The organism is Streptomyces sp. NPDC044003 (assembly GCF_056435185.1).
Genome location: NZ_JBWKFA010000011.1, coordinates 150,735 through 176,165, shown reverse-complemented (window position 1 = coordinate 176,165; position 25,431 = coordinate 150,735). Strand labels below are relative to the sequence as shown.

The following is a 25,431-nucleotide window of genomic DNA, read 5'->3' as shown; positions in this document are numbered from 1 at the left end:
GTGCGAGCGGAGGGGGCGGATTCACGCCCCCATCGCCCGCTCCTCGGCCAGGAACTTCTCCACCACGGCGTTGAAGGCCGGCGGGTTCTCCAGGAAGGGGAAGTGCGAGCTCGCCACGTCGGAGGCGAAGACGTGCAGGCGTGCGCCGGGAATCCGCTCGGCGACGAAGCGCTGCGAATCGGGGTGCACATGGCTTCCCTCACAGCCGATCACCAGAGTCGGCACATCGATCCGGGGGAGCACGTCGCGCCAGTCCTGCGCGCAGTGGTCGAACAGCAGCGGTACGCCCGCGTAGGCGGGTGTCGACCTGATCTCCTCGGCGACGAAGGCCAGCACCTCGGGGTCGGGCTCGCCGGTGAACATGCCGCGTACGAAGTCGGCGAGGACCGCGTCGCCCTCCGGCCCCGCGAGTGCCGCGCCCAGGTACAGCAGCCCCGACACATCGAAGATGGCGCCGGAGTCCCGCTGTTCCCGCTCGTTCATCCAGGGCACGGCGGCGACCGCGGCGGGCTGGTCGACGGCGACGAAGCGCCGGATCCGTCCGGTTCCGTACTGGTCGACGAAGCTCCACCACACGGAGACGCCCATGGACCAGCCCAGTGCGTCGAAGCGGTCGAGACCGAGATGGTCGACGAGTTCGAGCACGTCGCGGGAGAGCCGGGCGATGCGGTAGCCGTGACGCGGTTTGCCGGACTGCCCGTGGCCGCGGAGGTCGACGGTGACGACGCGTCGACCGGGCGCGAGGCCCTCGATCTGGTGGCGGAACATCGCCTGCGTCTGCCCCCAGCCGTGCAGCATCACCAGCGGGACGCCCTCGCCGCCGGTGTCCTGGTAGGCGAGCCGTGCGCCGTCCGTCGTGATCAGTTCCTGCATGACCTCTCCCCTGGTCAGAGGCGGTACGTCGTTCCCCGCCCGTCCCGAACATCATCGAATGGGGCCCGTCGCCCGCACCACCGCGAGCTGTAGGAATCGGGCCGTGGATCCTCCTCGCTTTGTCGAAGCGAGTCCGCGGTCAGGCGGCCCCGTACGCGCCCGGGGCGAGGAGTTCCTCGATCCTGAGGCCGAGGTGCAGAGCGAGCCGGTGGGCGCCGTCGTCGAGGTCGAGTCCGGTCGTCTCCTGGATCTGGCGCAGGCGGTAGTAGAGCGAGGTGCGGTGGATGCCCAGCGTGTCCGCGGTCCTGGGAATCGATCCCGCGTGTTCGAGGAAGCAGCGCAGGGTGTCCCGCAGGCGGTCTCCGCCATGAGCCTCGCTCAGGGTACGGAGCGGCTTCGGGACCAGGGACGCGTTCAGGGCGTGCTCGGGGAGCTGGAGCAGCACGGCGAGTTCCCCGAGCGACTCCCAGTCACCGATGTTCTTCAGGGTGGGCAGTCGGCGTGCCGCGCGGGCCGCCACGAGCGCCTGTTCGTACGACGTCCACGCGTCGTCCAGGCCGGTGTGCCGGCCACCGACGCCGATCACGGGATCCGCCGACGGGTCCAGGAAGGTGCGGAGTTCGTCGAGGATGCGAGCGGACTGGGCGGCGATCTCGTCCGGGCCCGGAGGCCGGTCGCGGAGCTGGAGCAGCAGCGCCCGCTCCTTGCCGATCGCGATGAGGCCCTGGGCGGTGCGCGTCTGCCGGAACCCCTCCAACGCCGCCCACAGGGCGGCCTCGGACTGCCGCACGAGCTCCGTCCCGCAGCTCAGCTGGACGACGGTGACCAGGACGTGCTCCGCCGCCCCGAGCAGCCCGAGTTCCTTGCCGTGCCGACGCGCTGTGGTGCGTGCGGCGACGTCGGCGCTGACGAGTGCGAGGGCCAGATCCCGCTCGTCGGCCTTCCGGGTGTCGGCGGCGATCTGCTCTCCGTACATCTGGGCCGACATGGCGTCCGCGGCCCGGGCGACGGCGGCGGTCTCCTCCTCCCCCAGCGTCTTCTCGGGCACGACCACCACGAGCAGCCCGAGGAGATGCCCGCGCTCGCGCAGCGGCACGACGTAACGGGGCAGCAGTCCGAGATCGTCACGGCCGTCGATGAACCCTGGCCTGGACCACTGGGTCACCCCCTGGGCGAGGACATAGCGGATGGCTGCGTTGTCGGCGCGGCCCTGCAACAGGGTGCCGATGCGCACCGGGTCCTCGTCGCCGAAGTGGCGGCTCGTGCAGACCATGCGGACCAGCGGGTCGTCGACGGCGACGGACCGGCCGAGCCGCTCCGCGAGCTCGTCGACGAGCGCCTGGAGCTCAAGGCTGCCGGGGCGGGCTCGCTGGAGCCTTACGGTCATGCGCTGTTCCTCTCTCGATCAACTCACCCCCGCGGACCTCTGCATTCCGCGGTTCTTGATCAGTCTGAGGAAACGACCACGCCGGCACATCGCATGAATCGTCCATTGCCATGAGACCCACGTGGGATACGAAGCGACTACTCTCCGCTGTCACGGTGCCTGACCAGCCGGGTCAGCTCGGCTCGCGAGGTGACGTCCAGCTTGGTGAAGGCCCGGCGCAGGTGCGAGCTCACCGTGTGCGGTGAGAGGGAGAGGTCCTCGGCCGCCTGCTGGTTGGTCAGCCCTCGGGCCACCAGCCGTGCCACCCGTAGCTCCGCGGCCGTCAACTCGGGCCATGCGTCGGAGAGTCCGGCCGCCGAGGGCCGGCGGCGGACGCCGGCGGCCCTCAGGCGCCGGCGGACGCGTGCGACGTCCCGCTCGGCACCGGATCGCGCGTAGAGCGCGAGGGCCGTCTCGAAGTACGGCACCGCCTCGGACCTGCGGGTGGCCGCGAGCTTGCGTCCGGCGTCCTCCAGCGCCGACGCCCGGGCCAGCACCCGAGGGCAGTCCTCGTAGAGCCGGACGGCGCGTACGAGGGGGGCGAGGTCGTTGTCGAGGAGCCCCCGGGCGTGCGCGGCGGTGGCGGCGAGGAACGTGAGGCCGGGATTGAGCAGGGCTCGCGTCTCGGCCAGGGCGACCGCCTGCGCGGCCCGTTCGTGCCTGCCCGCGCGCAGTGCCATACGGACCAGCACCGGGGCGTCGGCGGGGTCGATCAGGCCGGCGTAGGCGGGCCGGTCCGCGGCGGGCGACGTCATCACCTCGTCGAGTTCGGCCATGGCGCGGTCGGGCCGGCCTTCGAAGTCGGCCATCAGGGCCAGCATCCAGGTGCCGAAGTGCCGGACGACGGGTGCGCCGTCGCTCCGCATGCGCCTCGCCTCCGCCGCGTACGCTTCTGCGGTCCGCCGGTCGTCGGTGTGGAGGGCGACGCGCAGCATCACGTACCGGAGCGTGACGTCGGCGAGGTTGCCCGGGCCGGGATCTCCGGTCGCCGGGGACGCGGCTTCGGCGTCGGCCCGGGCGTCCGACAGCCGTCCGGTTTCCAGAAGGACGCGGGTGCGGGTCATGAGCCACATGCGGGTGGCGGCCGTGCGGCCCTGCTCCCTGGTGATCCGGATGCCCTCCTCCGCCATGGCGAGTGCCTCCGCGGTGCGTCCCGTGGTGTTCGACAGGAGAGCGTGCCACAAGGCCTCCGGCACCCACAGGGAGGTGCTGACGCCCAGGGCGTCGGCCAGCGCGGCGGACCGCTCGGCCTGCCGGAAAGCCTCGGTCAGGTCCATGCGGTGGAAACTGACGGCCGAGCGGACCGTCGTCAGCGTGGCCTCGGCGGTGCGGTCCCCCGCTGCCGCCGCGGTCTCCCACGCCTCCGCGGCGACCTGCTCGGCCGCCGCGTGCTCGCCCGACATCGACAGGCCGACGGCGAGCATGGCGAGCAGTCGCCCCCTCGCGGTCACGGATATCCCGGGCAGTTCCGCCCCGGCGCGGGCCTGACGGACCGCCTCGGAGAAGTCGAACTGCACGGCGAGGCGTGCCAGGGCAAGGCGTATGAGGCCCTCGTCCTCGGGTCCGAGACCGCCGGCCGCCAGGGCGGAGGCCCCCAGCTCACGCGCTTGGGCGGCCCGGCCCGTCTGCCAGAGCAGCGGGATCGTCTCGGCGATGACCCGAGGCCGCTCCGCAGCGTCCGCCGCGGTGAGCTCCAGGGCCTTGAGGCTGCGCTCCGCGGCAAGTCCGGGTGCGGTGGACGCGAGTTCCGCCGCCTCGGTGCGCAGCCGGTCGGCCTCCGCGGCGTCTGGGCCCGCTGTTCCCGCCGAGGGCCCGGCGCGCTCGACGGTGGAGGCCGCGTTCCCCGGCGGCGGCTCGGCGGCTTGACGCGGCCGGGGGAGGCCGGCTTCCACCGCCTCGCGGATCAGGTCGTGGCGGAAGGCGAGGCGATCACCGCTCTCGGCGAGCAGATCGGCGTCGAGGGATTCCTGCACTGCCGTGATGAGCGCCACCGGGGGCCTGCCGAGCAGTTCGGCGAGTTGTCCGACGGTGGCCGGGCCGCCCACGCCGGCCGCCGTCCGCACCAGCTCCCGGGCCTCGTCCGACAGCTGGTCGAGGCGGCGCACGACGGAGGGAAGCACCCGTGGGGCCAGGGGTCCGGCGGACAGCCGGGCCATGCCGTTCCCGATCGTCACCGCCCCGTCCTCCCGCAGTGAGCCGAGCAGCTCGACCAGCAGCTGTGGCACCCCCTCGGCGCGGCGGGCGACGCTCAGGACGTCCCGGTCGGGAGCAGCGCCCAGGACGTCCTCGCTGATCTGTGCGGTCGCCCGGTCCCCCAGCGCTCCCAGCGCCAGCTCGTGTGCGCCTGCCCGCCGGATCCTGTCCAGGGTGGTCCGCACTCCCGACGGCACGCTGCCGCCGCGCACGGCGACCAGCCAGAGGATGGCGTGCGACGAGAGTCCGGCCGCGAGGGTGTGAAAGGTGAGGAGGGTCAGGTCGTCGCACCACTGGAGGTCGTCGAGGACGACGAGCAGGGGGCCGTTCCGCACGGTCTCCCGTAGGCGGTCGCCCAGTTCCTGGAGCAGCCAGAACCGCTGACCTGGTGTCGTGGCGAGGTCCCGGAGACGGACGACGCCCGACAGCGGCCCCTCGCCGGCGAGCACGCCGTCGAGGAACGGGCCGAGCGGCACGACGTGCTCGTCGGGGTCCGCAGCCCCCTCGAAGACCCTCGTCCCACGCCGCCGCGCGGCTGCCGCGGCCTCCGCGAGGATGCGGGACCTGCCGATGCCGGCGGGGCCCTCGACGCGGACGATCCCGCCTTCGCCCCGGTCGAGCGCGTCGAGCCGCGCCTCGATGAACGCCAGTTCCGCGTCCCTGCCGCGGAGGGGTGTCCGTGCACCGTCGGGCTCCTCGGGCACGGTTCTTGTCGTCGCTCTGTTCACGCTCATACGGCGGAACAGTATGAACCATATGCACCACCCCGCCGTCGCCCGGCCCAGGGGCCCTTGTCAGTCGAAGCGCAGGTCGGCGAGTTGCCGTTCGAGGGCCGTGACGTCGTCCTCGGGCTCTTCTCCGACCGGGCGCGCCGCCATGAGCGTAGCGAGTTCGGCGCCCGCCCGGCGGACGCGGCCGGGCAGGCCGTCGGTGTACTCGTCTCCCCCCGAGCCCCAGTCCTCGGAGGCCGCGAACACGGCGGTGGGGACGACGACGGCGCGGAGATAGGCGAAGAGCGGGCGCACGGCGTGCTCCAGGACCAGGGAGTGGCGGGCGGTGCCGCCGGTCGCCGCGATCAGGACCGGCTTTCCGGTGAGGGCATCCGGATCGATCACGTCGAAGAAGGACTTGAAGAGACCACTGTAGGAGGCAGCGAACACGGGAGTCACGACGATCAGACCGTCGGCCGCCGTCACCGCGTCGATCGCGGCGCTCAGCCGCGGCGGCGGGAATCCGGTCACGAGGTGGTTGGCGATGTCGCCGGCGAGTTCGCGCAGTTCCACGACCTCGGTGGACGCCTCGTGGCCCCGGCCGGCGAGTCCGTCGCGGGCCGATTCGGCCAGCCGGTCCGCGAGCAGGCGGGTGGAGGAGGGGGTGCTGAGCCCTGCGGAGACGATGGTCAGCTTCACGCGGCGGACACCTCCCGGGCGGCTCGGAGGGACGCGTGCGTGGGTGCCTCCGGCACGTCGGCCGGACGCCCCTTCGCGAATTCCCTCCGCAGGACGGGCACGACCTCTTCACCGAGGATGTCGAGCTGTTCCAGGACGGTCTTCAGGGGCAGGCCCGCGTGGTCCATCAGGAACAGCTGGCGCTGGTAGTCGCCGACAGTCTCCCGGAAGGACAGGGTCCGCTCGATGACCTGCTGGGGAGAGCCGACCGTCAGCGGGGTCTGCTCGGTGAAGTCCTCGAGCGACGGGCCGTGGCCGTACACCGGCGCGTTGTCGAAGTAGGGCCGGAACTCCCGTACGGCGTCCTGGGAGTTCTTCCGCATGAAGACCTGTCCTCCCAGGCCGACGATCGCGTCCTCCGGGCGGCCGTGGCCGTGGTGCGCGAACCGGCGCCGGTACAGCTGCACCATGCGCCTGGTGTGGTCGGCCGGCCAGAAGATGTTGTTGTGGAAGAAGCCGTCGCCGTAGAAGGCGGCCTGCTCCGCGATCTCGGGGGACCTGATGGATCCGTGCCAGACGAAGGGCGCGACGCCGTCCAGGGGCCGCGGTGTCGAGGTGAAGGCCTGGAGCGGTGTACGGAACGTGCCCTCCCAGTCCACGACGTCCTCGCGCCACAGCCGGCGCAGCAGCGCGTAGTTCTCCTTGGCGAGGTTGATGCCCTGGCGGATGTCCTGCCCGAACCACGGGTAGACGGGGCCGGTGTTGCCGCGGCCCATCATCAGGTCGACCCGGCCGTCGGCCAGGTGCTGGAGCATCGCGTAGTCCTCGGCGATCTTCACCGGGTCGTTGGTGGTGATCAGCGTCGTGGACGTGGACAGGATCAGTTTCTCGGTGCGGGCCGCGATGTAGCCGAGCATGGTGGTCGGCGACGACGGGACGAACGGCGGATTGTGGTGCTCGCCGGTCGCGAAGACGTCCAGGCCGACCTCCTCGGCCTTGAGCGCGATGGCGACCATCGCCTTGATGCGCTCGCGTTCGGTCGGGGTGCGGCCGGTGGTGGGGTCGGGGGTCACGTCCCCGACGGTGAAGATGCCGAACTGCATGGGGTGTCTGCTCTCCTGAGCTCGTCCGCTTCCCGCGCTGGGGAACCGGGGGCCGGGGTGACGCCGGGAGCTCCGGCGTCACCCGGCGGGTCAGCGGTGCGGGGTCACTTCGCCAGGAAGGCGAGGAGGGCGGTGTTGACCTCCTCGGCGTGGGTCCACAGCAGGCCGTGCGGGGCGCCCTCGATCTCGACGTAGTCGGCGGCGGGGAGCGCCTTGTGGAAGGGGCGGGCCGTGTTCTCGGCGGGGAGGATGCGGTCGGCGGTGCCGTGCAGGATCAGGGCCGGCACGTCGACGGCGGGGATGTCGGCGCGGAAGTCGGTGTACCAGGTCGCCGGCGCGGCGGACGCGGCGAAGGAGCCACCGCGGGCCGCGGTGTCCCAGCTGTTGCGGACGGCCTCCTCGCTGATCCGGCTGCCCAGGTTCTCGTCGAGGTTGTAGAAGTCCTGGAAGAAGGCCGTGTAGTAGGCGTACCGGTCGGCCTTGACGGCGGCGACGACTCCGTCGAAGAACTCCTGCGGGGCCACGCCCTCCGGGTTGTCGTCGGTCTTGAGCAGGCAGGGCTCGAGCGAGGCCAGGAAGGCGACCTTGGCGACGCGGCCGGAGCCGTACACGGACACGTAGCGGGCGACCTCACCCGTGCCCATCGAGAAGCCGACGAGGACGGCGTCGTTCAGGTCGAGGGTCTCCATCACGGTGTTCAGGTCGGCGGCGAAGGTGTCGTAGTCGTAGCCGGTCGTCGGCTGCGAGGACTGCCCGAAGCCCCGGCGGTCGTACGTGATCACGCGGTACCCGGCGTCGAGCAGAGCGGCGCTCTGGCGCTCCCAGGAGTGGCCGTCGAGCGGGAAGCCGTGGATGAGGACGACGGGCTGCCCGGCGCCCTGGTCCTCGAAGTACAGCTCGATGGGGGTGGTGTTCTCCTGGCCCACGGTGATGAACGGCATGGGGGTTCCCTCGTTTCGGGTGGACTGGTCCGCGCGTCGGAGCGGCGCGGTATGCCCGTCACGCTAGGACCGGTCCCGCACCTGCTGTTGCCGTCCCGCGCACCGCACCTTGCACGGGGGCGCAGAGGTCGCTCAGCCGCCGGTGGCCGTTCCGGCGTCGTCCTTCGCGAGGACGATCCGGGCCAGGTGGACCCTCGAGCGCACCCCGAGCTTGCGGAAGATCGACGCCAGGTGGGTGTTGACCGTGTGCGGGGAGACGACGAGGGCCTCCGCGGCCGACCGGTTGGTGTGACCCGCCGCGATCAGCCGGGCCACCTTGCGTTCCGAGGCCGTGAGCGCGTCCCAGCCCTGGTCGGCGCGTGGCCGGAGGCGTCCGGTGCGCCGGCCGGGGCGGCTTGTGGCCCGTTCCGGTTCGGCCCGGACCCGGTCGGCCTCGGCGTCGGCCCCCGCCTGGGCGTAGAGGTCGTACGCCCTGGTCAGGGCGGGTGTCGCGGCGGTGGCGTCGCCCGAGGTCAGCAGCGCGCGCCCGAGGTCGGCGGACGCGGCGGCAAGGGGCAGCGGCCGAGGGCCGGTGAGGAGGACGTGGACCGCCCGCTCCAGGAGTTCGTGGTCGGCGTTCACCAGGGCGGCCGCGTGGGCGGCCGTCCCCTGGGCGGTCGGCACGGTGGGGTTGCGGGTGGCGTGTTCGGCGGCCTGGGCCGCGAGGTCCTCGGCCAGCTTCCGGTCCCCGCCGCGCAGGGCGATCCGCACGGCCTGGACGACATGGGGGCGCAGGAGCCGCCACCGGAGGAAGGGGTGGTCGCGCTGCACGGACCGGACCAGTTCCGCCGCTGCCGCGGGGTCGCCGTCGGAGTCGGCGACGACGGCCTCGAAGTACTGGTGCGTGGCGTGGTTGCCCGTGTTCGGCCGGTCGGCCACGGTCGCCCGCACGACGTCCAGGTGTTCCCGCGCGGCTTCGCGGTCGCCGCGCAGCAACGCGAGGAGACCGCGGTTGACGCGGATGTTGACCAGGTTGCCGGGCACGTGGAGGTCCGCTTCGAGCCGCTCGGCGGTGACGAAGTCGGCGTCCGCGTCGTCGAGCCGGCCGAGCCCCATGTTGAAGGTTCCCTGGGCCCAGCTCAGCATCGCGGGGCGCAGGGGAGCGTCGCCCGCCGTGCGGAGCAGTCGCCGTACGGTGTCGAAGTCATCCATGTGGATCAGGGCGACGGCCTCCTCGGGAAGGAAGGCCTTGTCGAACACGCTCAGGGCCGTGTGGTGTTCGAGGGCGGCGGCGCAGTCGCCCGCGTTGAGGGCGATCTCGCCGAGACCCCACAGTGCGAGGACGCGGGCCTCCCGGTCACCGGCCCGCTCCGCCTCGGCTAGCGCCCGTTCGCCGGTCTCGCGTGCGGCCGCAAGGTCGCGCCCGCGGGACCGGGCGAGGGCCTGCCGGGCGGTGAGCCGGGCGCGGATCGCCGGGTCGGTGACGGCCGCCAGCGCCACCGCCGAGCGGCGGGTCAGCTCGTGGATGTCGTCGAGGTGCCACAGCGTGTCGCCGAGTACGCACTGCAGACGGGCGAAGACGTCGAGGGGCGGCTGTCGGGCGAGCAGCGCGTCGCCGGTGTCCCGTGCCTGGGTGTACCGGCCCGCGCGGGTCAGCGCGACGACGGCCCGTTCTCCCACGTCGTACGCCATGGGCGCACGGGGCGGTACGAGTTCCAGGGCGCGTACGGCCAGGTCGGCGGCGAGGTCGGGCATCACGGCGCTCACGTCCGCGGCGGCCGTGCCGAGCAGTCCGATCGCCTCCAAATCGCCGGGTTCGGCGCTCATCAGCAGGTGCGGGACCGCGTCGACGGAGCTCCGGCCCGCCGCGACGAGCCGGCTCGCGGCCTCCCGGTGCAGCGCCCGGCGTACGGAGGGGGCGAGGTCGGCGTACACCGCCTGGCGGAGCAGGTCGTGGCGGAACAGGAGGCGTTCGCCGTCGTCGTGGAGGAGGGCGGCGGCGATCGCCTCGTCCACTTCGGCGCTGAGTGCGGAGGCGGGCCGGCCGCACAGGGCGGCTGCGTCCGCGAGCGAGAACGCGCGGCCGAGGACCGAGCCGATCCGCAGGAAGTGGAGGGTGTCCGGCCGGAGGTCGGCCAGTCGGCCGCGCACGCCGAGGACCAGCCGCTCGGGTGGTTCCGGTCCGTCCGCGCCCGACGCCGCGATGCCCCCGAGCATCTCGGCCGCGAGGAAGGGGTTGCCGCCCGCCCCGTCGAGGAGCTCCTCGACCCGCGCCGGCACGTCCTCGCCGAGGACGTCGCGGGCCAGCTCGGCCAGGGCCGTGTCGGACAGCGGCCGCAGCGGGAGGGTCGTCGTCCGCGGCCCCTGCCCGTACAGTTCCGGGTCCTCCCTGCCCGTGAGCAGCCAGAGGACCGGGGAACTGAGCAGCCGTGTCGGCATGACACTGAGGGCGAAGCGGCTCAGCGGGTCGGCCCATTGGACGTCGTCGACGGCGATCAGTACGGGCGTGCCCGCCGAGCGTTCCTCGATCAGCTGGGCCAGCCGTTCGACGAGCCAGATGCGCTGGTCGTGGTGGCCGGCGAGGTCTGCGAAGTCCGTACGGGCCAGGAGCGGCGGGTCGCCGTGCAGGAGGCCCGAGGCCAGTGAGGCGAGCGGTGCCAGCTCGTGCAGTTCCTCGGCGCGTCCATGGCTGACGAGGAATCCGTGGGCCCGTGCGATCGAGACGGTCTCCTGCAGCAGTACGGTCTTCCCGATCCCGGGCTCGCCCAGGAGGAGCGCGATCGCTCCTCCCTCGCCGTCGCGCACCGCCTCGACCAGGGCGCGCAGTCGCTCCAGCTCGGCTTCGCGGCCCCGCAGTCCGGGCCGGCTCAGCCCCGGCGCCACGGCTCGTTCCTCGGGCCGGTCGGGGCTCATCCCTTGACCGATCCGGCGAGCAGTCCCCGTGCGAAGTGCCGTCGGAGGGAGAAGAAGACGAGCAGCGGGACGAGCGCCGCCACGAAGGCACCTGCGGTGAGCCGCTGCCACTCGTTGCCGTAGGTCCCGGCCATGCTCGCGAGTCTGACCGTCATCGGCGCGGTCTCGGCCGTTCCGCCGGACAGGGTGAGTGCGACGAGGAGGTCGTTCCACACCCAGATGAACTGGATGATGGCGAAGCTGACCAGGGCCGGGCGGGCCAGCGGCAGCACGATCCGGAGCAGCAGCGTCCCGTGCGACGCGCCGTCGACGCGGGCGGCCTCGATCAGGTCCCGGGGCAGCCCTGCCAGGAAGTTGTGCAGGAGGAACACCGCGAACGGCAGCGCGAAGACCGTGTGGGCGAACCAGACCTGGCCGAACCGCGCGGGTCCGGTGAGGTGCCACGCGGGCAGGAACAGCCAGCCCTGGGAGAAGAGCTTCAGGAGAGGGACGAGCGCCATCTGGAGCGGCACGACCTGGAGCGCGAAGATGCCGACGACGAGCGCGTCGCGCCCCCTGAAGTCGATCCAGGCCAGGGCGTACGCCGCGAGGAAGGCAAGGACGAGCGGGAACAGCACCGAGGGAACGGTGATGACGACGGAGTTGACGAAGTACTCCCCGAGCCGCCCCGACCCGTTCCCGCCGCCGGACAGCACCTCGCCGTAGTTGTCGAGCGTGAGGTGCGGCGTACCGAACACGGTCCACCAGCCCGTCGTCTTGATCTCCTCCTCGGGGCGGAACGAGGAGAGCAGGAGACCGAGGGTCGGTGTCGTCCAGAGCACCGCGATCACCACGGCGATGAACGTGAAGGCGCGGGAGGCCAGACGCTCCCGGACGCCGTTCACCCCGTCCTCCGTTGCGCCCTGACCTGATGGGCGACGAAGGGGGTGACGAGGAGGAAGAGGAGCACGGCGAGCGCCGCGCCGCGGCCCGTCTCGCCGTAGCGGAAGGCCTGGTCGTACATCTCGTGGGCAATGACGCCCGTGTCGAACTGTCCGCCGGTCATGGTCTTGACGATGTCGAAGGCCTTGAAGGTGCCGATCGCCTGGGCGAGGAGCACGACGAGCAGCGTGGGCCTGATCGACGGCAGGGTGATCCGTCGGAAGATCTGCCGGGGGGACGCGCCGTCGAGCCGAGCGGCCTCGGTCAGCTCCGTGGGTACGGCTCTGATCGCGCCGGCCAGCAGGACGGCCGCGAAGCCCGCCTGGGTCCACACCATCACCCCGATGAGGAACAGGACGTTCCAGGGGGAGTCCACGAGCCATTGCCTCGGTTCGCCGCCGAACGCGACGACGAGCTGGTTCAGCAGCCCGATCTGCCCTGCTTCCACGGGCCGGTAGGCGTAGACGAACTTCCAGACGACACCCGCGCCGACGAACGAGATCGCCATCGGCATCAGGACGAGGGACAGCGCCAACGCTCTGAACCGCGACCGTGCGACGGCCGCCGCGTAGAGCAGACCGACCGCGGTCGACGTCAGCGGCACGAGCACCACCCACGCCAGGGTGTTGCGCAGCGCCACCAGCGCCCTGTGGTCGGTGAACATCCACACGTAGTTGTCGAAGCCGGCCCACGTGTCTCCCCCGCTGTCGGTGAACGACAGCACCAGGGTGCGCAGACCGGGCAGGAGGAGGCCGACCGTGAGCAGCAGCAGCGCGGGGGTCAGCAGGATCAGGGCCGCGGCCCTCCTCCGTACCGGCCCCCGGTGCAGCGCGAGCAGGACCAGGGCGACCACCGCCGCGAAGGCGGCGACGCCCTGGAGCAGGTACATCAGCTTGGGCTGCTGGGCGACGGCGTCGAACGACATCAGCGGCTCGGCCAGGACCGTTCGACCGAGTCGGCGACCTGCCGGGTGCTCGCGCCGCCGACCCAGTCGACGGCTCCCTTCCAGAACGTCCCGGCGCCGACCGACGCCGGCATCAGGTCCGAACCGTCGAACCTGAACTGGGTCCGGGGATCCTGGAGCAGCTGGATCGAGAGCTTGTCGACCGGGGTCGCGGCGTTCGCCGGATCCACGCCTTTGTTCGCCGAGACGAACGGGCCCTTCTTCATCCGCGCGTTCGCGAAGTCCGCGGAGGCCAGGTACTGCTGGAACGCCCGCACCTCGGGACGGTCGGCGAACGCCGCGGTGAACACCCCACCGCCCAGTACGGGGCGGCTCGCCGGGTCGGCCCCCGGCAGGAGGAAGGTGTAGACGTCCTTGTCCGGTCCGATCTCGGTGCCCTTCGGCCACATGCCGGCGTAGAACGAGGCCTGGCGGTGCATCGCGCAGTCGCCGGAGAGAACCGGCGTGCCGGCCTCCTGGAAGGAGATCGACGCCATGGACCGGGCCGGGCCGAAGCCGCCGTTGGCGTACCGGTCGTTCTTGAGGATGGACCCCACGGTGTCCATGGCCTTGATCACCCGCGGGTCGTTGAACGGGATCTCGTGGGCGACCCACTGGTCGTAGACGTGCGTGCCCTGCCGGCGCAGCAGGACGTCCTCGATCCAGTCCGTCACGGGCCAGCCGGTCGCCTCGGCGGACTCGATGCCCGCGCACCACGGCTTGACGCCCGACGCCGCGACCTTCTCGGTCACGGCCATCAGCTCGGACCACGTGCGGGGAACGCTCAGTCCCCTGTCGCGGAAGAACTTCGGGGAGTACCAGACGAACGACTTCACGTTCGCGACGAGCGGCGTGCCGTAGAGGGTGCCGTCCACGGTCGCGTAGCTGTTCCAGTCGGCCGACCAGCCCTGCTGCGCGAGAGCAGCGACGCCGGCGCTCACGGGCTTGAGCTTCCCGTCCCGCGCGAAGCGTTCCAGGAGACCGGGCTGGGGGAAGAACGCCACGTCGGGCGCGTTCCCGCCCTCCACTCGGACCTGGATCTGGGCCTCGAACTCTCCGTCCCCCTCGTACTGGACGTCGATTCCCGTGCAGTCCGCGAAGTCCGCCCAGGTCTCTTCGAACAGATCGGCCTCCCGGTCGCGGTTCTCCGCGTAGACGGTCACCTTGGTGCCGGGGTGCTTGCCGTACCGGGCGTACGGTGCGCAGTCCGCGGTGGTGTGCGACCGCGAACCACTGTCCTGCGGGGTGCCGCAGGCGGTGGCGGTGACGGCGAGGGTGATGACCGCGAGCGCGAGCCTCGCGCCGAACCTCATGGGTGTGCTTCCTCCGATCGCCCGCCGCATGTTCTCGACGGGCGTTTCGGAAAGCTACCGCGTTCGAACGACAGAGACCAATCGTTCGATGTTCAAGCGTCGGCTCCGTGGGATCAGTGCCCCGTGGACCGGGCCGCCTCCATGATCAGCTCCGCCACGGCCTTGGGCTGGGCGAGCATGACCAGGTGCGAGGAGTCGACCTCGACGGTGGTCATGCCGGCGCGCTCGTAGCCGAAACGCTCCACATCGGGGTTGATCGTACGGTCGGCGGAGGCCACCAGGCCCCACGAGGGCTTGGTCTTCCACGCCGCGACCGGCGCCGCCTCGGAGAAGGCCCGCGCGGCCAGGGGGCGCTGGGAGACCGCGAGCACCGCGGCGAGCTCGGGCTCGACGTCGGCCGCGAACAGAGCGGGGAACTTCTCGATCGCCACCGAGACGTCGGTACCGGTCTCGTCCGAACCGGCCACCGGGAACGGGGTGTACACGAGCGCGTCGCCGAGACCGGAGTCGGGGAAGCCGCCCTGCAGCTCGCCCAGGCTCTCGCCCTCCTCGAGTGCGTACCCCGCGAGGTACACCAGGGCGCGGACGTTGTCCTCCGTACCGGCGAGGGTGATGACGGCGCCGCCGTAGGAGTGCCCCACCAGGATCACGGGGCCTTCGACGGCACGGACCACGGAGGCGATGTACGCGGCGTCGTCGACGAGGCTGCGGTTGGGCACCGCCGGAGCTATCACCTCCATGCCGGCGGCGGTCAGTTCGGGGATGACGCGGGCGAAGCTGGAGGCGTCGGCGAAGGCGCCGTGGACCAGGACGACGGTGGGACGGGCGTGTCGGGGCACGGGAGAACTCCTCGGTGTGTGGCTGGGGACAGGAGGTGGATGTGGGGTGTTTCAGAGACCGAAGCGGGCGCGGCGCGCCTCGGGCACCAGGTCGGCGTACTCGGGGTGCTTGCCGATCCAGCCCCGGATGAAGGGGCAGTACGGCAGGACGCTCAGCCCGCGGGCCCGGGCGTCGTCCAGGGCGCCGCGGGCGAGCAGCCCGCCCAGACCCTGACCGCCGAAGCGGGGATCGATCTCGGTGTGGATGAAGGCGATCTCGCCGTCCGAGAGGTGGTATTCGGCGAAGCCCGCGGTCTCGGTGCCGTCGTCGCCGGCAAGGATCTCGTACCGGGACTTCTCGGGCCGGTCGGTCACTCGGGGTTCCATGGGTGCTCCTGTGCGGTCGTGGTGTGACGGGGGCGGTGGCTGCGTTCAGAGCGTGCGGCGCACGCCGGCCTGGCGTTCCAGGTTGCGTAGCTGGACGGCCAGGTCGCCTTCCACGGCCAGGTGGGCGGGGCCGCTGCGGCCGATCGGCAGGACCTGCTCGCTGCGCATGTCCTCGAGCATCAGGGCGAACGCCGTGTACATCGCGACGAGCGCCACCACGAGGCCGAGAGCCCCGGACGTGCGCGTGAGCCATTCGGCGCCGGTGACGCCCGCGAGGCCGGTGGCCGCCCAGCGGGGAAGGGAGACCGCGAGGACGAGCCACAGCGCCCGCTTGGGCCCGGTCACGGCGGTCATCAGCGCGCCGAAGCAGAGAAGCGCCAGGTTGAAGACGCCGAGCACCTTCAGGCCGTCGGCCGCGCCACTGAGCATGATGAGCGAGTAGGGCAGCCAGCTGCCGGCGAACACCGCCATCAGGGTCGCCGCGATCACGTCACGGGCGCCGAAGGCCAGGAAACTGACCAGGAGTTGGAGGACGAAGGCCGGCAGCACGGTGAAGGCGACGGCGGTACGGGCCTCCTCGCCCAGGATCCCGAGCTGGAGGCAGCCCGTCATCACGGACGCGATGGCGATCGTGAAGAAGCCGAGCGGCATGGGTGAGGCGATGGGGCGCAGGTTGATCCGGGTCATCGACCGGAGGTCCGGCTCGAAGCGGCGTCCCGGCAGGCCGGCCGGGTCTTCTTCGCCGCCGTCGGTGGCGGGGGAGGCTGTACTCATCGTGCGGTCTCTTTCAGTGTTCGAAGCAGGGGTCGACGAAGGACGGCGTCGTCTCGGGGACGGATCCGCGGGCGACGCGCCACCGGCGGTGCTGCTCGGATTCCGCGGCGGCCTCGGCCACGGCCGACGCCTGGAGGGCACCGCTCTGGTAGCCGCCGAAGCGGGCCACGGGGCTCCACTCCGGGGTCACCGGCGGGATGGCCTCGTCGAGGCCCTCGTACTCCGCGGTCGCGTAGACGATGCGGCCGCCGACGACGGTGAGGACGGACTCGATGTCGGGGATGACGTCCTCGGGCACGGTGAGGTAGTCGTCGGACAGGATCGCGAGGTCGCCGTAGCAGCCCTCGCGCAGGCTTCCCTTGACGTCCTGCTCGCCGGTGAGCTGCGCACCGCCCCGGGTGTAGAGGTCGAGGGCGGTCTCCCGGTCGATCCGTGTCCCGGCCGGGGAGAGCGCCGTGCCGCCGACGGTCCTGCCGGTCACCAGCCAGTGCAGTGCGACCCACGGGTTGTACGAGGAGACGCGGGTGGCGTCGGTTCCGGCGGCCACCGTCAGGCCGCGGTCGAGCATGGCGCGGACCGGCGGGGTGTGGGCGGCGGCCTCGGCACCGTAGCGGTCGAGGAAGGCGGCGCCCTGGAAGGACATCCGGTTCTGGACCGAGACGGCGCCGCCGAGGGCCGCGATCCGGTCGAGGCTGTCGCCCGAGACGGTCTCCGCGTGGTCGAAGAGCCAGCGGTTGCCGCCGGGGAAGAGCCCTTCCGCCGCGAGCTTCTCGAAGACGGCCAGGTCGCGGCGGATCGTCTCGTCGTAGGTCGCGTGGAGCCGGAAGCCCCAGCCGTTCTCGAGCAGGAGCCGTACGGCCTGCTCGAACTCGACCTCGTAACCTGCGGCGAGCTCAGGTCGGGGCTCGGAGAAGTTCTCGAAGTCGGCAGCGGCCCAGGTCAGGTTCTCGCCCGCTCCGTTCATTCGGAGCCACTCGTCCCCGTCCCCGGGCTTGACCATCTCCGTCCAGCGCTTCAGGTCGGCGAGTTCCTGCCCGGCCGTCTGCGGGAAGAGGTGGTAGGCGATCCGGAGGGTCAGCTCCCCCGACCTGGCGAGGTCGGTGACCGTGGCGTAGTTGTCGGGGAAATTCTGGAAGCCGCCGGCGGCATCGACCGCGGACGTCAGGCCGAACCGGTTCAGCTCGCGCAGGAAGTGCCGCGTCGACGTCCGCTTGTCGGCCTCGTCGAGAGCGGGCGCCTTGGCCAGGGTCGAGTACAGGATGAGCGCGCTCGGGGCGGCGAGGAGGACGCCGTTGGGTTCGCCGTCCTTGCCCCGGACGATCTGCCCGCCCCGAGGATCGGGGGTCTCCCGGGTGAAACCGGCTGCCTGAACCGCGGCCCGGTTCATCAGGGCCGACTGGTACAGGTGCAGGACGAACACCGGGGTGTCGGGCGCGGCGGCGTTCAGCTCCGCCACGGTCGGCATCCGGCGCTCGGCGAACTGCTCGGCGGTCCAGCCGCCCACCACCCGGATCCACTGCCCCTTCGGGGTGCGGCCGGCCTGCTCGCGCAGCATCGCCAGGGCGTGGCGCAGGCTGCGTACGCCGTCCCAGCGCAGCTCCAGGACGTAGTTCAGGCCGCCCCGGATGACGTGCAGGTGCGAGTCGTTGAGACCGGGGATCACCCGGCGGCCCAGCGCGTCGACGACCTTGGTGCCCGGCCCGACGAGGTGGGCGAGGTCGTGGTCGTCGCCGAGGGCCGCGACCCGGCCGTCGCGGATCGCGACGGCACGGGCCGCGGGGCGGCCGGGGTCGCCGGTGAACACCTTCGCGTTGCGGACGAGGAGGTCGGCGTGCGCATGTTCCCGCCGCTGGGCGGGGACGAGGCCCGCCACCGGCATGCTCGTGGAGGGCCCGGTCACGCGAGGGCCTTGCGCAGGACGTCGGTGGCGACACCGATGGCGAGCTCGGCGCCGTGCGTCTCGCGCAGCGCGTTCAGCATGACGAAGTCGTGGATGACTCCCTGGACGCGCAGGGCGGTGACGGGGACGCCTGCGGCGCGGAGCTTGGCCGCGTACGCCTCGCCCTCGTCGCGCAGGACGTCGGCCTCGGCAGTGATGACCAGGGCGGGCGGCAGGCCGGTGAGCTGCTCGGTGGTGGCGCGCAGCGGCGAGGCGGTGATCTGGGCGCGCTCGGCCTCCTCGGTCGTGTACTGGTCCCAGAACCACTTCATGGCGTCGCGGCGCAGGAAGTAGCCCTCGGCGAAGGCGTGGTACGAGTCGGTGTCGAAGCTCGCGTCGGTGACCGGGTAGAAGAGGACCTGCTGGACGAGCGTGACGTCGCCGCGCTGCTTGGCCATGAGGGTGAGGGCGGCGCTCATGTTGCCGCCGACCGAGTCGCCCGCGACGGCGATCCGGGTGCCGTCGAGGTCCTTGTGGTGGCCCTCGCGGGCGATCCACTGGGCGACGCTGTAGTTCTGCTCGATGGCGACGGGGTAGCGGGCCTCGGGCGAGAGATCGTACTCGGGGAAGACGACGGCCGCCCCGGTGCCGACGGCGAGCTCGCGGACGAGCCGGTCGTGGGTGTGGGCGTTACCGAAGACCCAGCCGGCGCCGTGGATGTAGAGGATGACAGGGAGCGGGCCGGTGGCGCCTCGGGGGCGGAGGATGCGGGCGCGGACGTCGCCGGTCGGGCCGCCGTGGACGGTGATCCACTCCTCGTCGACGTCCGGCAGCGGGACACCCTCACCGCTCTGGACGTCGTCCACGGCCTTACGGCCGTCCGCGACGGGGATCTGGTAGAGGTACGGCGGCTGGGCGGTGGCGTCGGCGAAGGCCTGGGCGGCGGGTTCGAGGACCGGTCGGTTCGTCATGAGGGGTACTCCTTCGGAGGGTGTACGGGACGGGCGGTTCGGAGCGTCAGCCGGTCGCCCGCGCGGCGGCGAGGATCACGTGGGTGACCACGGCCGGGCGGGAGACGGCCACTGCATGGGACGCGTCCACTTCGGTGATCTGCGAACCGGCGCGCTGGGCCATCCACCGTTCGGCGGCCGGCGGGATGTTCTTGTCGGCGGTGGCGATCAGCGCCCAGGACGGGATCGTCTTCCAGGCGGCTTCCCCGGCCGTCTCCTCCAGCGCGGAGGTGGCGACCGGGCGCTGGGTCGCGGCCATGACGGCCGCGTCGGCGGTGGGGACGTCAGCGGCGAACTGCCGGTGGAACTTGGACCGTTCGATGACGAGTTCGGTGCCGGTGCCACCGTCGGGCAGCGGGTACGACCGCGGGTTCAGGGTGTCGCCGAGGGTGGAGCCGGGGAACTTGGCGGCGAGTTCGGCCGCGCTCTCGCCCTTGTCCGGGGTGAATGCGGCGATGTAGACGAGGGCCTTCACACGGCTGTTGCCCACCGCGGCGCCACTGATGACGGCGCCGCCGTAGGAGTGTCCGACCAGGACGACGGGTCCGTCGACGGCGGCCAGCACACTGCGCAGGTAGGCGGTGTCTGCGGCGAGACCGCGCAGCGGGTTGGCGGGGGCCAGGACGGGGTAGCCGGCGTGCTGCAGCCGCCTGATCGTGCCGCTCCAGCTGGAGGCGTCCGCGAACGCTCCGTGGACCAGGACGATCGTGGGCTTGGGGTCCTGCCGGTCGGTGTTCGCGGCAGCCGGGCGGCTCGCGGGTGCGGCGCCGATCAGGGCGGCGAGCGTCGCGGGCACGGCGAGGGCGAGGGTGCGCCTCGTGAGTCGCATGGGTGGGTGTGTCCTTGTCGGGTGGGGAAGCGTTGGGGTGTGCTCGGTCGAGCGGGAGGGGTACGCCGGTCGAGCGGGGCTCGGTCGAGCGGGAGGGGTACGCCGGTCGAGCGGGGCTCGGGGAGAGGGGCTCGGTCGAGCGGGGCTCGGGGAGAGGGGCTCGGGGAGAGAGGGTCCAGGCCTCAGAGGCCGTACGCCTCCAGGAGCCGGAGCCAGACCTCGCTCACCGTCGGAAAGGCCGGCACGGCGTGCCACAGACGCTCCAGAGGGACCTCGCCCACGATGGCGACCGTGGCCGTGTGGATGAGCTCGGTCGCCATCGGGCCGGTGAGGGTGCAGCCGACGACGACCCCTCTGGTCTCGTCCACGACGAGCTTGGCCAGGCCGCGGTAGTCGTCGGCGTGGAGTGCGGCACCGGCGACGTCGTCGAGGCGGTACTCCACCGTGCGTACCGCGAGACCCGCTTCGCGTGCCGCGCGTTCCGTGAGACCGACGCTCGCGACCTCGGGACGGGTGAAGGCGGCCTGCGGGACGGCGAAACGGTCGGCTTCCGCGCTCCACGGCTGCCGGCCGCCGGTGACGGCCGCACGCCCAGCGGCTCGCTCGGCGATCGCCGCCGCGCAGGCGCGGGCCTGGTACTTGGCCATGTGGGTCAGCGGCGCGCGCCGGTTGACGTCGCCGACGGCATAGAGCCAGTCGCCGTCGACCGCGGTGACCCGACAGGTGTCGTCGACCTGGAGCCAGTCGCCGGTCGGCAGCCCGACGGAGCCGAGACCGAGGTCCGCGGTGCGCGGGCGTCGGCCGACGGCGGCGAGGACCTCGTCGCAGACGAGGGTGGCGCCGTCGTCGGTCTCCACGGTCACCGTGCGGGTGTCGACGTCACGGGCGACCCGGACGGCCGAGACGCCGAAGCGGATCGTGACGCCCAGGTCGCTCAGTCCCCGGGTGACCTCTTCGCCGGCGCAGGGCTCCCAGTCGGTCAGCAGGGCCTGGCCGCGGACGAGCAGGGTGACGGAGGAGCCGAGCGAGCGCCACGCGGTGGCCATCTCGCAGGCCACCACTCCCCCGCCGATGACGACCAGCCGCTCCGGCACCGCATCGGCCGTGGTGGCCTGCCGGTTCGTCCACACACCGATCCCGTCGAGCCCCTCGACCGGCGGCAGGGCGGGTTCCGTGCCGGGGCTGAGGACGACCGCGAGCCGGGCCCGCAGGGTGCGGACCGCACCGTCGGCCCCGGTCACCTCCACCCGGCGCTCTCCGGCAAGCCGCCCGTGGCCCCGTACGAGCGCGATGCCCGCACCGTCGAGCCAGTCGGCCTGGCCGGTGTCGTCACCGCGCCCGGTGAAGCGGTCTCGACGGGCAAGTACGCGCGCCGGGTCGAGTGGCGCCGTGACCGTCTGCCGGGCCCCGTCGACCGAGCGGGCCTCCGCTCGGGCGGCGCCGGGACGCAGCAAGGCCTTGCTCGGCACGCAGGCACGGTACGAGCACTCACCGCCGACCGCGTCGGCCTCGACGACGACGGCGGTCAGACCGGACCGGACGACCCGGTCGGCGACGACCTCGCCGGCCGGTCCGCCGCCGACCACGACCACGTCGTACGTGTCCATCAGCCGTGCACCAGAGGGGTGTCCACGAGGTGCTCGGCCAGGAACCACACCTGCGCCTCGCCGGTGCGGATGACATCGGAGACGAGCAGGTCGGCGCTGCCCTCGTCGCCCTCGCCGGAGAGCCGGGCCGCGGCGTCCCGCGCGTCGATCAGGATCCGCTCGTGCGCGTCGAGGAGCCGCGACAGCATGACCGGAACCGGCTCCACGCCGTCCGGCGGACGGGGAATCGCGGTCAGCTCCGCGACGTGGCGCGGGTCCCCGACCGCGACGCCGCCGAGGCTCTGGACCCGCTCGGCCAGCGCGTCCACGATGGACAGTTGGGCCTCCGCGTGCTTGTCCAGCATCAGGTGGAGCGAGTAGAAGGTCGCCCCGCGCATGAGCCAGTGGTGCTTCTTGTAGAGGGAGTAGAGGATCTGTGTGTCGGCGAGTACGCGGTTCAGCCGCTGGCACGCGTACATGCGGGTGTCGTGGCCGAGACCGATCGGCAGCTGCTTGAGCGTGCCGAACGCCTGGGTCTCGGCGCCCTTCTGGTGCAGCAGCGGCTGGCCGCCGCCGTGCGGAGACGTGAGGGTGTCCATCGAGTGCTCCTGTACAGGGAGAGGTGGGTGGGTGGGTCCGGCCGCCCGGTCGGGGGTGCACGGCCGGCCGGACCCGGTCTGCGTTGCTCGCGCTGAGCGCTCAGCGCTCGGCGATCGCCGGGGCGGCGGGGGGCCGGTGCAGGACGAGCCGGGTGAGGAGTCCGCTGCCGAGACCGGCCACGAGCGCGAGGGCGGCCCACCACAGCGGGTACGGAGTGAGGCCGAGGACCGCGTCGAGGGACCAGGCGCCGGGTCCGGTGGCGGCGAGGGCGGCGGCGGTGCCGATGAGGACGAGCGGGTACTCGTACCCGTCGTTCTGCACCCAGAGGCCGTGGCGCCACTTCACGGTGAGGGCGACGGTCATGACCCCGATGGCGCCGGTCGCGGCGAGCGGTGTCAGGAGGCCGGCGGCGAGCAGCAGGCCGGAGCCGATCTGGCCGGCGCCCGCCGCCAGGGCGGTGAGGGCTCCGCCGCGGAAGCCGTCGGCGCGGAACTCCTGTGTCCCGCCTTCGAGTCCCCTACCGCCCAGGTGCGAACTGATCTTCTGCACCCCATGGCCGGCGACGAGCAGGCCCACCAGCAGACGCAGGATCAGAATGCCGGTGTCCAAGGGGTCAGCCCGCCGCGTGCGCGCCGATGACCGACTGCGCGTACACGACACCCAGGCCGTACGCGCCCGCGTGGGCCTTGACGATCTCCATGACCGCGCCGTACGTCTCCTGGCGCGCCCAGTCGCGCTGCAGCTCCAGGAGGACCTGGACCCAGGTCACGGGGACGGCGCCGGCGGCGATCATCCGCTGCAGCGCGTGCTCGTGGGCGGCCGGGCTGACGCCGCCGGAGGCGTCGGAGACCACGTACACCTCGTACCCCTGCTCAAGGGCGGAGAGCGCGGGCAGCACGAGGCAGACCTCGGTCCACAGACCCGCCAGGATGATCTTCTTGCGCCCGGTCGCCTTGACCGCCGCCACGAGCGCCTCGTCCTCCCAGGCGTTCATGGTGGTGCGGTCGATGACCTCGTTCTTGGGGAACACCTCGGCGAGCTGCGGCAGCAGGGGCCCGGAGAACGACTCGGCGGCCACCGTGGTCAGAACGGCCGGCACATCGAACGCCTGCGCCGCCTTGGCGAGACCCACGGTGCTGTTGATGATCGCGGCCCGGTCGCCGCTGCCGGTACCGAAGAACATCTGCGGCTGGTGGTCGACGAAGAGCATGACCGCGTTGTCGGGCGTGAGAAGGTCCGCGCTGGGGGCGGCCTGCACCTTGTTGATGTCGAACATGAGGGGTCCTCTCGAAGCAATCGGTACCGTGCCCGCCGCGTCCGCGGCTCGGCACTTCCTCAAGCTACGAGCGACCCGACCGACCGCCTTGACTTCCTGCGCCCAGGAGTTGGCACGACAGCGCACAACCGGTCAAGGACGAGAGCCACGCAATGTCACCAGACCACTCAGACGCGAGCACATCCTGGAAGCACACCCGCCTCCTGCGCGACTGGGAGGGGCTGCCACACGCCCCCTCCCACACCCGCGACGACAGCGACAGGCGGGCCCGGGCAACCCCCGCCCTTCCATCGACTCCGGGGAGAAAACCCCAGGTCAGCGCACCCGACCTCGCGCCTTCAGCTGGGTAGCCGGAACCTCCGGGGCGTCCAGCCGGTCTCCGTCGTACCCCTTCACCTCGCCGAAGCGGTCGCCCGTCATCCAGTCCTCCCGCGCCTTGCGGATCTCCTCGTCCGTGCGGCCCACGAAGTTCCACCACATGACGAGCTCCTCCTCGAAGGGCTCGCCGCCGAGGAGCATCAGGCCGGCGTCCGAGAGGGCGTGGAGGGGGAGTTCGGTGCGGCCGCAGCCCAGGTAGAGCATGGAGCCGGGCAGGACGGGGACGCCGTCGACATGGGCCTCGCCGGACATGGCGAGGACCGCGTACTCGAAGTCGGGCTCCAGGGGCAGGCGCGTCTCGGTGCCCGCCGCGAGGGCGAGGTCCGCGCCGACGAGCGGGGTGTACGTGGTGCCGGGCGAGGTCGCGCCGTCGAGGGTGCCGAGGATGACGGTGGCGGTGAGGCCGGGGGCGGTGACCTGCGGCAGTTCGGCGTGGTGCTGGAAGTGCGGCTCGACGTGGCGGTGGGTGTCGGGGAGGGCGACCCAGAGCTGCGCGCCGTGCAGGAAGCGGGCGTGCGGCCGGGGGCTCTCCTCCGAGTGGGAGATCGCCCGGCCGGAGGTCATGAGGCCCAGTTCGCGCGGGCGGATCGTCTGCAGGCTGCCGGTGGAGTCGCGGTGCAGCACCTCGCCCTCGTGGAGCCAGCTGACGGTCTGCAGCCCCATGTGCGGGTGGGGAGGGACCTGCATGCCGGGCTCGTCGGCGATGTCGTCGGGGCCGTAGTGGTCGACGAAGGCCCAGGCTCCGACCATGCGGCGGCCCAGGTTCGGGAGCAGCCTGCGGACCTCGGTCGATTCGCCGAGCTGTACGCGGCGGGGGCTGAGGAGCTCCCGTACGGGTTCGGCGACGACGAAGCCGCGGCCGCCGCACACGGTCAGCGCGGCCTGACGATCGAGATTGCTCATGACACTCAACCCATCCTTGGTGGAATGTTCAACTAACCGGCGGTGTTGACGTGATCGACCACCCCACAGGGTGGCAGATCCGGAGCCCCGGAAAGGGAGAGCAAGTGAGCGACACGTACTACGAGTTCGGAACGGCCGGGGAACGCTGGGACCGCGCGCAGCTGTTCTTCGAGGCCAAGGAGTACGGAACCGCCATCCGCATCCTGAGCGGCCTCGTCGCCGAACACCCGGAGCAGACGGCCCAGCGGCTCCTCCTCGCCCGGGCCTACTACCACTCCGCCCAGCTCTCCCGCGCCGAGACCGAGCTGCGCGCCGTCCTGGACCGTGACCCGGTCGAGCACTACGCCCGGCTGATGCTCGGACGCACCCTGGAGCGCCAGGGCCGCCGGGACGAGGCCGCGCCGCACCTGCGGATGGCCGCCGCCATGACGGGCGAGACCCCGTCCTGACGCGCGACTGATACCCCCGCACGGTATCGTCGGGGCCAGGAGGCCCTGAATCGTGCGCGCACACCGAGCGGAACGCGGCAGACGAGCAGGAGGTGCCATCGGGCACCTCCTGCTCGTCGTCGTGCTCGCGCTCGGTGTGTTCCTGATGCACGCGGTGGGCCACCCCGAGGGCTCCGGCGGCGGCATGGACACCGCTGCCGCCTCGCACCACAGCGCGCCGGCCCAGGCCGCCCCCGCACATCACGGCGACAGCTCCGACGCCCGGCACGAGCCGGGTTCGGGGATGGACATGACCACCCTCTGCGTGGCCGTCCTCGGCGCCTGGCTGCTCGCGGGCCTCCTCCGGGCCGCGCTCGGGCGCCGCCCCGACTGGCTCACCCTCCTCCTCGCGCGGCTCACCCCCGCGCTCGGGCCGCACGCCCCTCCCCCACGTCCCCCGGACCTCGCCCGGCTGTCCGTCCTGCGGATCTAGACCGAACCCGACGCGCCACGGGTCGCCTCGCGCTGCCCGCACGCGTCTCTCGGTCCCCCTTCCGCCTGTACGTAGAC

General features: G+C 72.2%; 23 protein-coding genes. 2 read left to right on the top strand and 21 right to left on the bottom strand.

Going from position 1 to position 25,431, the window contains the following annotated elements; all coding sequences use genetic code 11:
- Positions 1 to 21: 21 nt before the first annotated feature.
- From AC07AW_RS33920 to AC07AW_RS33820, 21 genes are all read right to left on the bottom strand, one after another.
- The gene (locus tag AC07AW_RS33920) at positions 22 to 873 is read right to left on the bottom strand and encodes an alpha/beta fold hydrolase (protein WP_478819315.1); all 852 of its coding nucleotides are present in this window, start codon (positions 871 to 873) and stop codon (positions 22 to 24) included.
- A 139-nt stretch (positions 874 to 1,012) separates the two neighbouring features.
- Positions 1,013 to 2,260, bottom strand: a complete 1,248-nt coding sequence (locus AC07AW_RS33915) for a PucR family transcriptional regulator (protein ID WP_478819314.1) — start codon at positions 2,258 to 2,260, stop codon at positions 1,013 to 1,015.
- 137 nt (positions 2,261 to 2,397) lie between these two features.
- Positions 2,398 to 5,226: a helix-turn-helix transcriptional regulator gene (locus AC07AW_RS33910; protein WP_478819313.1), complete on the bottom strand. Its 2,829-nt coding sequence runs from the start codon at positions 5,224 to 5,226 to the stop codon at positions 2,398 to 2,400.
- A gap of 60 nt (positions 5,227 to 5,286) precedes the next feature.
- Positions 5,287 to 5,901, bottom strand: a complete 615-nt coding sequence (locus tag AC07AW_RS33905; protein ID WP_478819312.1) for an FMN reductase — start codon at positions 5,899 to 5,901, stop codon at positions 5,287 to 5,289.
- On the bottom strand, positions 5,898 to 6,983 hold the full coding sequence (locus AC07AW_RS33900) for an LLM class flavin-dependent oxidoreductase (RefSeq protein ID WP_478819311.1): 1,086 nt from the start codon (positions 6,981 to 6,983) through the stop codon (positions 5,898 to 5,900). The genes AC07AW_RS33905 and AC07AW_RS33900 overlap by 4 nt, the downstream gene beginning before the upstream one ends.
- 104 nt (positions 6,984 to 7,087) lie before the next feature.
- A complete protein-coding gene (locus AC07AW_RS33895; protein WP_478819310.1) occupies positions 7,088 to 7,924 on the bottom strand; it encodes an alpha/beta fold hydrolase in 837 nt (278 codons plus the stop codon).
- 132 nt (positions 7,925 to 8,056) lie between these two features.
- The gene (locus AC07AW_RS33890; RefSeq protein WP_478819309.1) at positions 8,057 to 10,816 is read right to left on the bottom strand and encodes an ATP-binding protein; all 2,760 of its coding nucleotides are present in this window, start codon (positions 10,814 to 10,816) and stop codon (positions 8,057 to 8,059) included.
- On the bottom strand, positions 10,813 to 11,700 hold the full coding sequence (locus tag AC07AW_RS33885; protein WP_478819308.1) for a carbohydrate ABC transporter permease: 888 nt from the start codon (positions 11,698 to 11,700) through the stop codon (positions 10,813 to 10,815). The genes AC07AW_RS33890 and AC07AW_RS33885 overlap by 4 nt, the downstream gene beginning before the upstream one ends.
- The gene (locus AC07AW_RS33880; RefSeq protein WP_478819307.1) at positions 11,697 to 12,662 is read right to left on the bottom strand and encodes a carbohydrate ABC transporter permease; all 966 of its coding nucleotides are present in this window, start codon (positions 12,660 to 12,662) and stop codon (positions 11,697 to 11,699) included. Before AC07AW_RS33880 ends, AC07AW_RS33885 begins: the two co-directional genes overlap by 4 nt.
- The gene (locus AC07AW_RS33875; RefSeq protein WP_478819306.1) at positions 12,662 to 13,993 is read right to left on the bottom strand and encodes an ABC transporter substrate-binding protein; all 1,332 of its coding nucleotides are present in this window, start codon (positions 13,991 to 13,993) and stop codon (positions 12,662 to 12,664) included. Before AC07AW_RS33875 ends, AC07AW_RS33880 begins: the two co-directional genes overlap by 1 nt.
- A 113-nt stretch (positions 13,994 to 14,106) precedes the next feature.
- Positions 14,107 to 14,832, bottom strand: coding sequence for an alpha/beta fold hydrolase (locus AC07AW_RS33870; protein WP_478819305.1), 726 nt, complete (start codon positions 14,830 to 14,832; stop codon positions 14,107 to 14,109).
- A 51-nt stretch (positions 14,833 to 14,883) separates the two neighbouring features.
- A complete protein-coding gene (locus tag AC07AW_RS33865; RefSeq protein WP_478819304.1) occupies positions 14,884 to 15,198 on the bottom strand; it encodes a GNAT family N-acetyltransferase in 315 nt (104 codons plus the stop codon).
- A gap of 45 nt (positions 15,199 to 15,243) precedes the next feature.
- Positions 15,244 to 15,972 carry a GPR1/FUN34/YaaH family transporter gene (locus AC07AW_RS33860; protein WP_478819303.1) on the bottom strand — a complete coding sequence of 243 codons (729 nt, stop codon included), beginning with the start codon at positions 15,970 to 15,972 and terminating at the stop codon, positions 15,244 to 15,246.
- 13 nt (positions 15,973 to 15,985) lie between these two features.
- Positions 15,986 to 17,851: an amidohydrolase gene (locus tag AC07AW_RS33855; RefSeq protein WP_478819358.1), complete on the bottom strand. Its 1,866-nt coding sequence runs from the start codon at positions 17,849 to 17,851 to the stop codon at positions 15,986 to 15,988.
- Positions 17,852 to 17,868: 17 nt separating this feature from the next.
- Entirely contained in the window at positions 17,869 to 18,822 is a 954-nt protein-coding gene (locus tag AC07AW_RS33850) for an alpha/beta hydrolase (RefSeq protein ID WP_478819302.1), read from the bottom strand.
- Positions 18,823 to 18,868: 46 nt separating this feature from the next.
- Positions 18,869 to 19,690, bottom strand: coding sequence for an alpha/beta fold hydrolase (locus AC07AW_RS33845; protein ID WP_478819301.1), 822 nt, complete (start codon positions 19,688 to 19,690; stop codon positions 18,869 to 18,871).
- A gap of 182 nt (positions 19,691 to 19,872) precedes the next feature.
- The gene (locus AC07AW_RS33840; protein WP_478819300.1) at positions 19,873 to 21,297 is read right to left on the bottom strand and encodes a dihydrolipoyl dehydrogenase family protein; all 1,425 of its coding nucleotides are present in this window, start codon (positions 21,295 to 21,297) and stop codon (positions 19,873 to 19,875) included.
- Positions 21,297 to 21,875, bottom strand: coding sequence for a Dps family protein (locus AC07AW_RS33835; protein ID WP_478819299.1), 579 nt, complete (start codon positions 21,873 to 21,875; stop codon positions 21,297 to 21,299). Before AC07AW_RS33835 ends, AC07AW_RS33840 begins: the two co-directional genes overlap by 1 nt.
- Before the next feature lie 100 nt (positions 21,876 to 21,975).
- Positions 21,976 to 22,485: a DoxX family membrane protein gene (locus tag AC07AW_RS33830; protein WP_478819298.1), complete on the bottom strand. Its 510-nt coding sequence runs from the start codon at positions 22,483 to 22,485 to the stop codon at positions 21,976 to 21,978.
- A 4-nt stretch (positions 22,486 to 22,489) separates the two neighbouring features.
- Complete coding sequence (locus AC07AW_RS33825) at positions 22,490 to 23,152, bottom strand: hydrolase (RefSeq protein WP_478819297.1); 663 nt, start codon at positions 23,150 to 23,152, stop codon at positions 22,490 to 22,492.
- Positions 23,153 to 23,467: 315 nt separating this feature from the next.
- Entirely contained in the window at positions 23,468 to 24,433 is a 966-nt protein-coding gene (locus AC07AW_RS33820) for a pirin family protein (RefSeq protein WP_478819296.1), read from the bottom strand.
- Positions 24,434 to 24,537: 104 nt separating this feature from the next.
- On the opposite strand from AC07AW_RS33820, the gene AC07AW_RS33815 reads away from it, so the two are divergent.
- A complete protein-coding gene (locus AC07AW_RS33815) occupies positions 24,538 to 24,882 on the top strand; it encodes a tetratricopeptide repeat protein (RefSeq protein WP_478819295.1) in 345 nt (114 codons plus the stop codon).
- A gap of 52 nt (positions 24,883 to 24,934) precedes the next feature.
- Positions 24,935 to 25,354 (top strand): DUF6153 family protein, encoded by a 420-nt coding sequence (locus AC07AW_RS33810; protein WP_478819294.1) that lies wholly within the window; start codon positions 24,935 to 24,937, stop codon positions 25,352 to 25,354.
- Positions 25,355 to 25,431: the final 77 nt, after the last annotated feature.

Excerpts from the sequence above, each read along its gene's own strand:
- AC07AW_RS33850 (WP_478819302.1), bottom strand. The coding sequence starts at position 18,822 with ATGACGAACCGACCGGTCCTCGAACCCGCCGCCCAGGCCTTCGCCGAC.
- AC07AW_RS33865 (WP_478819304.1), bottom strand. The coding sequence starts at position 15,198 with ATGGAACCCCGAGTGACCGACCGGCCCGAGAAGTCCCGGTACGAGATC.
- AC07AW_RS33840 (WP_478819300.1), bottom strand. The coding sequence starts at position 21,297 with ATGGACACGTACGACGTGGTCGTGGTCGGCGGCGGACCGGCCGGCGAG.
- AC07AW_RS33900 (WP_478819311.1), bottom strand. The coding sequence starts at position 6,983 with ATGCAGTTCGGCATCTTCACCGTCGGGGACGTGACCCCCGACCCCACC.
- AC07AW_RS33920 (WP_478819315.1), bottom strand. The coding sequence starts at position 873 with ATGCAGGAACTGATCACGACGGACGGCGCACGGCTCGCCTACCAGGAC.
- AC07AW_RS33875 (WP_478819306.1), bottom strand. The coding sequence starts at position 13,993 with ATGAGGTTCGGCGCGAGGCTCGCGCTCGCGGTCATCACCCTCGCCGTC.
- AC07AW_RS33910 (WP_478819313.1), bottom strand. The coding sequence starts at position 5,226 with ATGAGCGTGAACAGAGCGACGACAAGAACCGTGCCCGAGGAGCCCGAC.
- AC07AW_RS33845 (WP_478819301.1), bottom strand. The coding sequence starts at position 19,690 with ATGCGACTCACGAGGCGCACCCTCGCCCTCGCCGTGCCCGCGACGCTC.
- AC07AW_RS33895 (WP_478819310.1), bottom strand. The coding sequence starts at position 7,924 with ATGCCGTTCATCACCGTGGGCCAGGAGAACACCACCCCCATCGAGCTG.
- AC07AW_RS33855 (WP_478819358.1), bottom strand. The coding sequence starts at position 17,851 with ATGCCGGTGGCGGGCCTCGTCCCCGCCCAGCGGCGGGAACATGCGCAC.
- AC07AW_RS33915 (WP_478819314.1), bottom strand. The coding sequence starts at position 2,260 with ATGACCGTAAGGCTCCAGCGAGCCCGCCCCGGCAGCCTTGAGCTCCAG.
- AC07AW_RS33820 (WP_478819296.1), bottom strand. The coding sequence starts at position 24,433 with ATGAGCAATCTCGATCGTCAGGCCGCGCTGACCGTGTGCGGCGGCCGC.
- AC07AW_RS33835 (WP_478819299.1), bottom strand. The coding sequence starts at position 21,875 with ATGGACACCCTCACGTCTCCGCACGGCGGCGGCCAGCCGCTGCTGCAC.
- AC07AW_RS33880 (WP_478819307.1), bottom strand. The coding sequence starts at position 12,662 with ATGTCGTTCGACGCCGTCGCCCAGCAGCCCAAGCTGATGTACCTGCTC.
- AC07AW_RS33825 (WP_478819297.1), bottom strand. The coding sequence starts at position 23,152 with ATGTTCGACATCAACAAGGTGCAGGCCGCCCCCAGCGCGGACCTTCTC.
- AC07AW_RS33890 (WP_478819309.1), bottom strand. The coding sequence starts at position 10,816 with ATGAGCCCCGACCGGCCCGAGGAACGAGCCGTGGCGCCGGGGCTGAGC.
- AC07AW_RS33860 (WP_478819303.1), bottom strand. The coding sequence starts at position 15,972 with ATGAGTACAGCCTCCCCCGCCACCGACGGCGGCGAAGAAGACCCGGCC.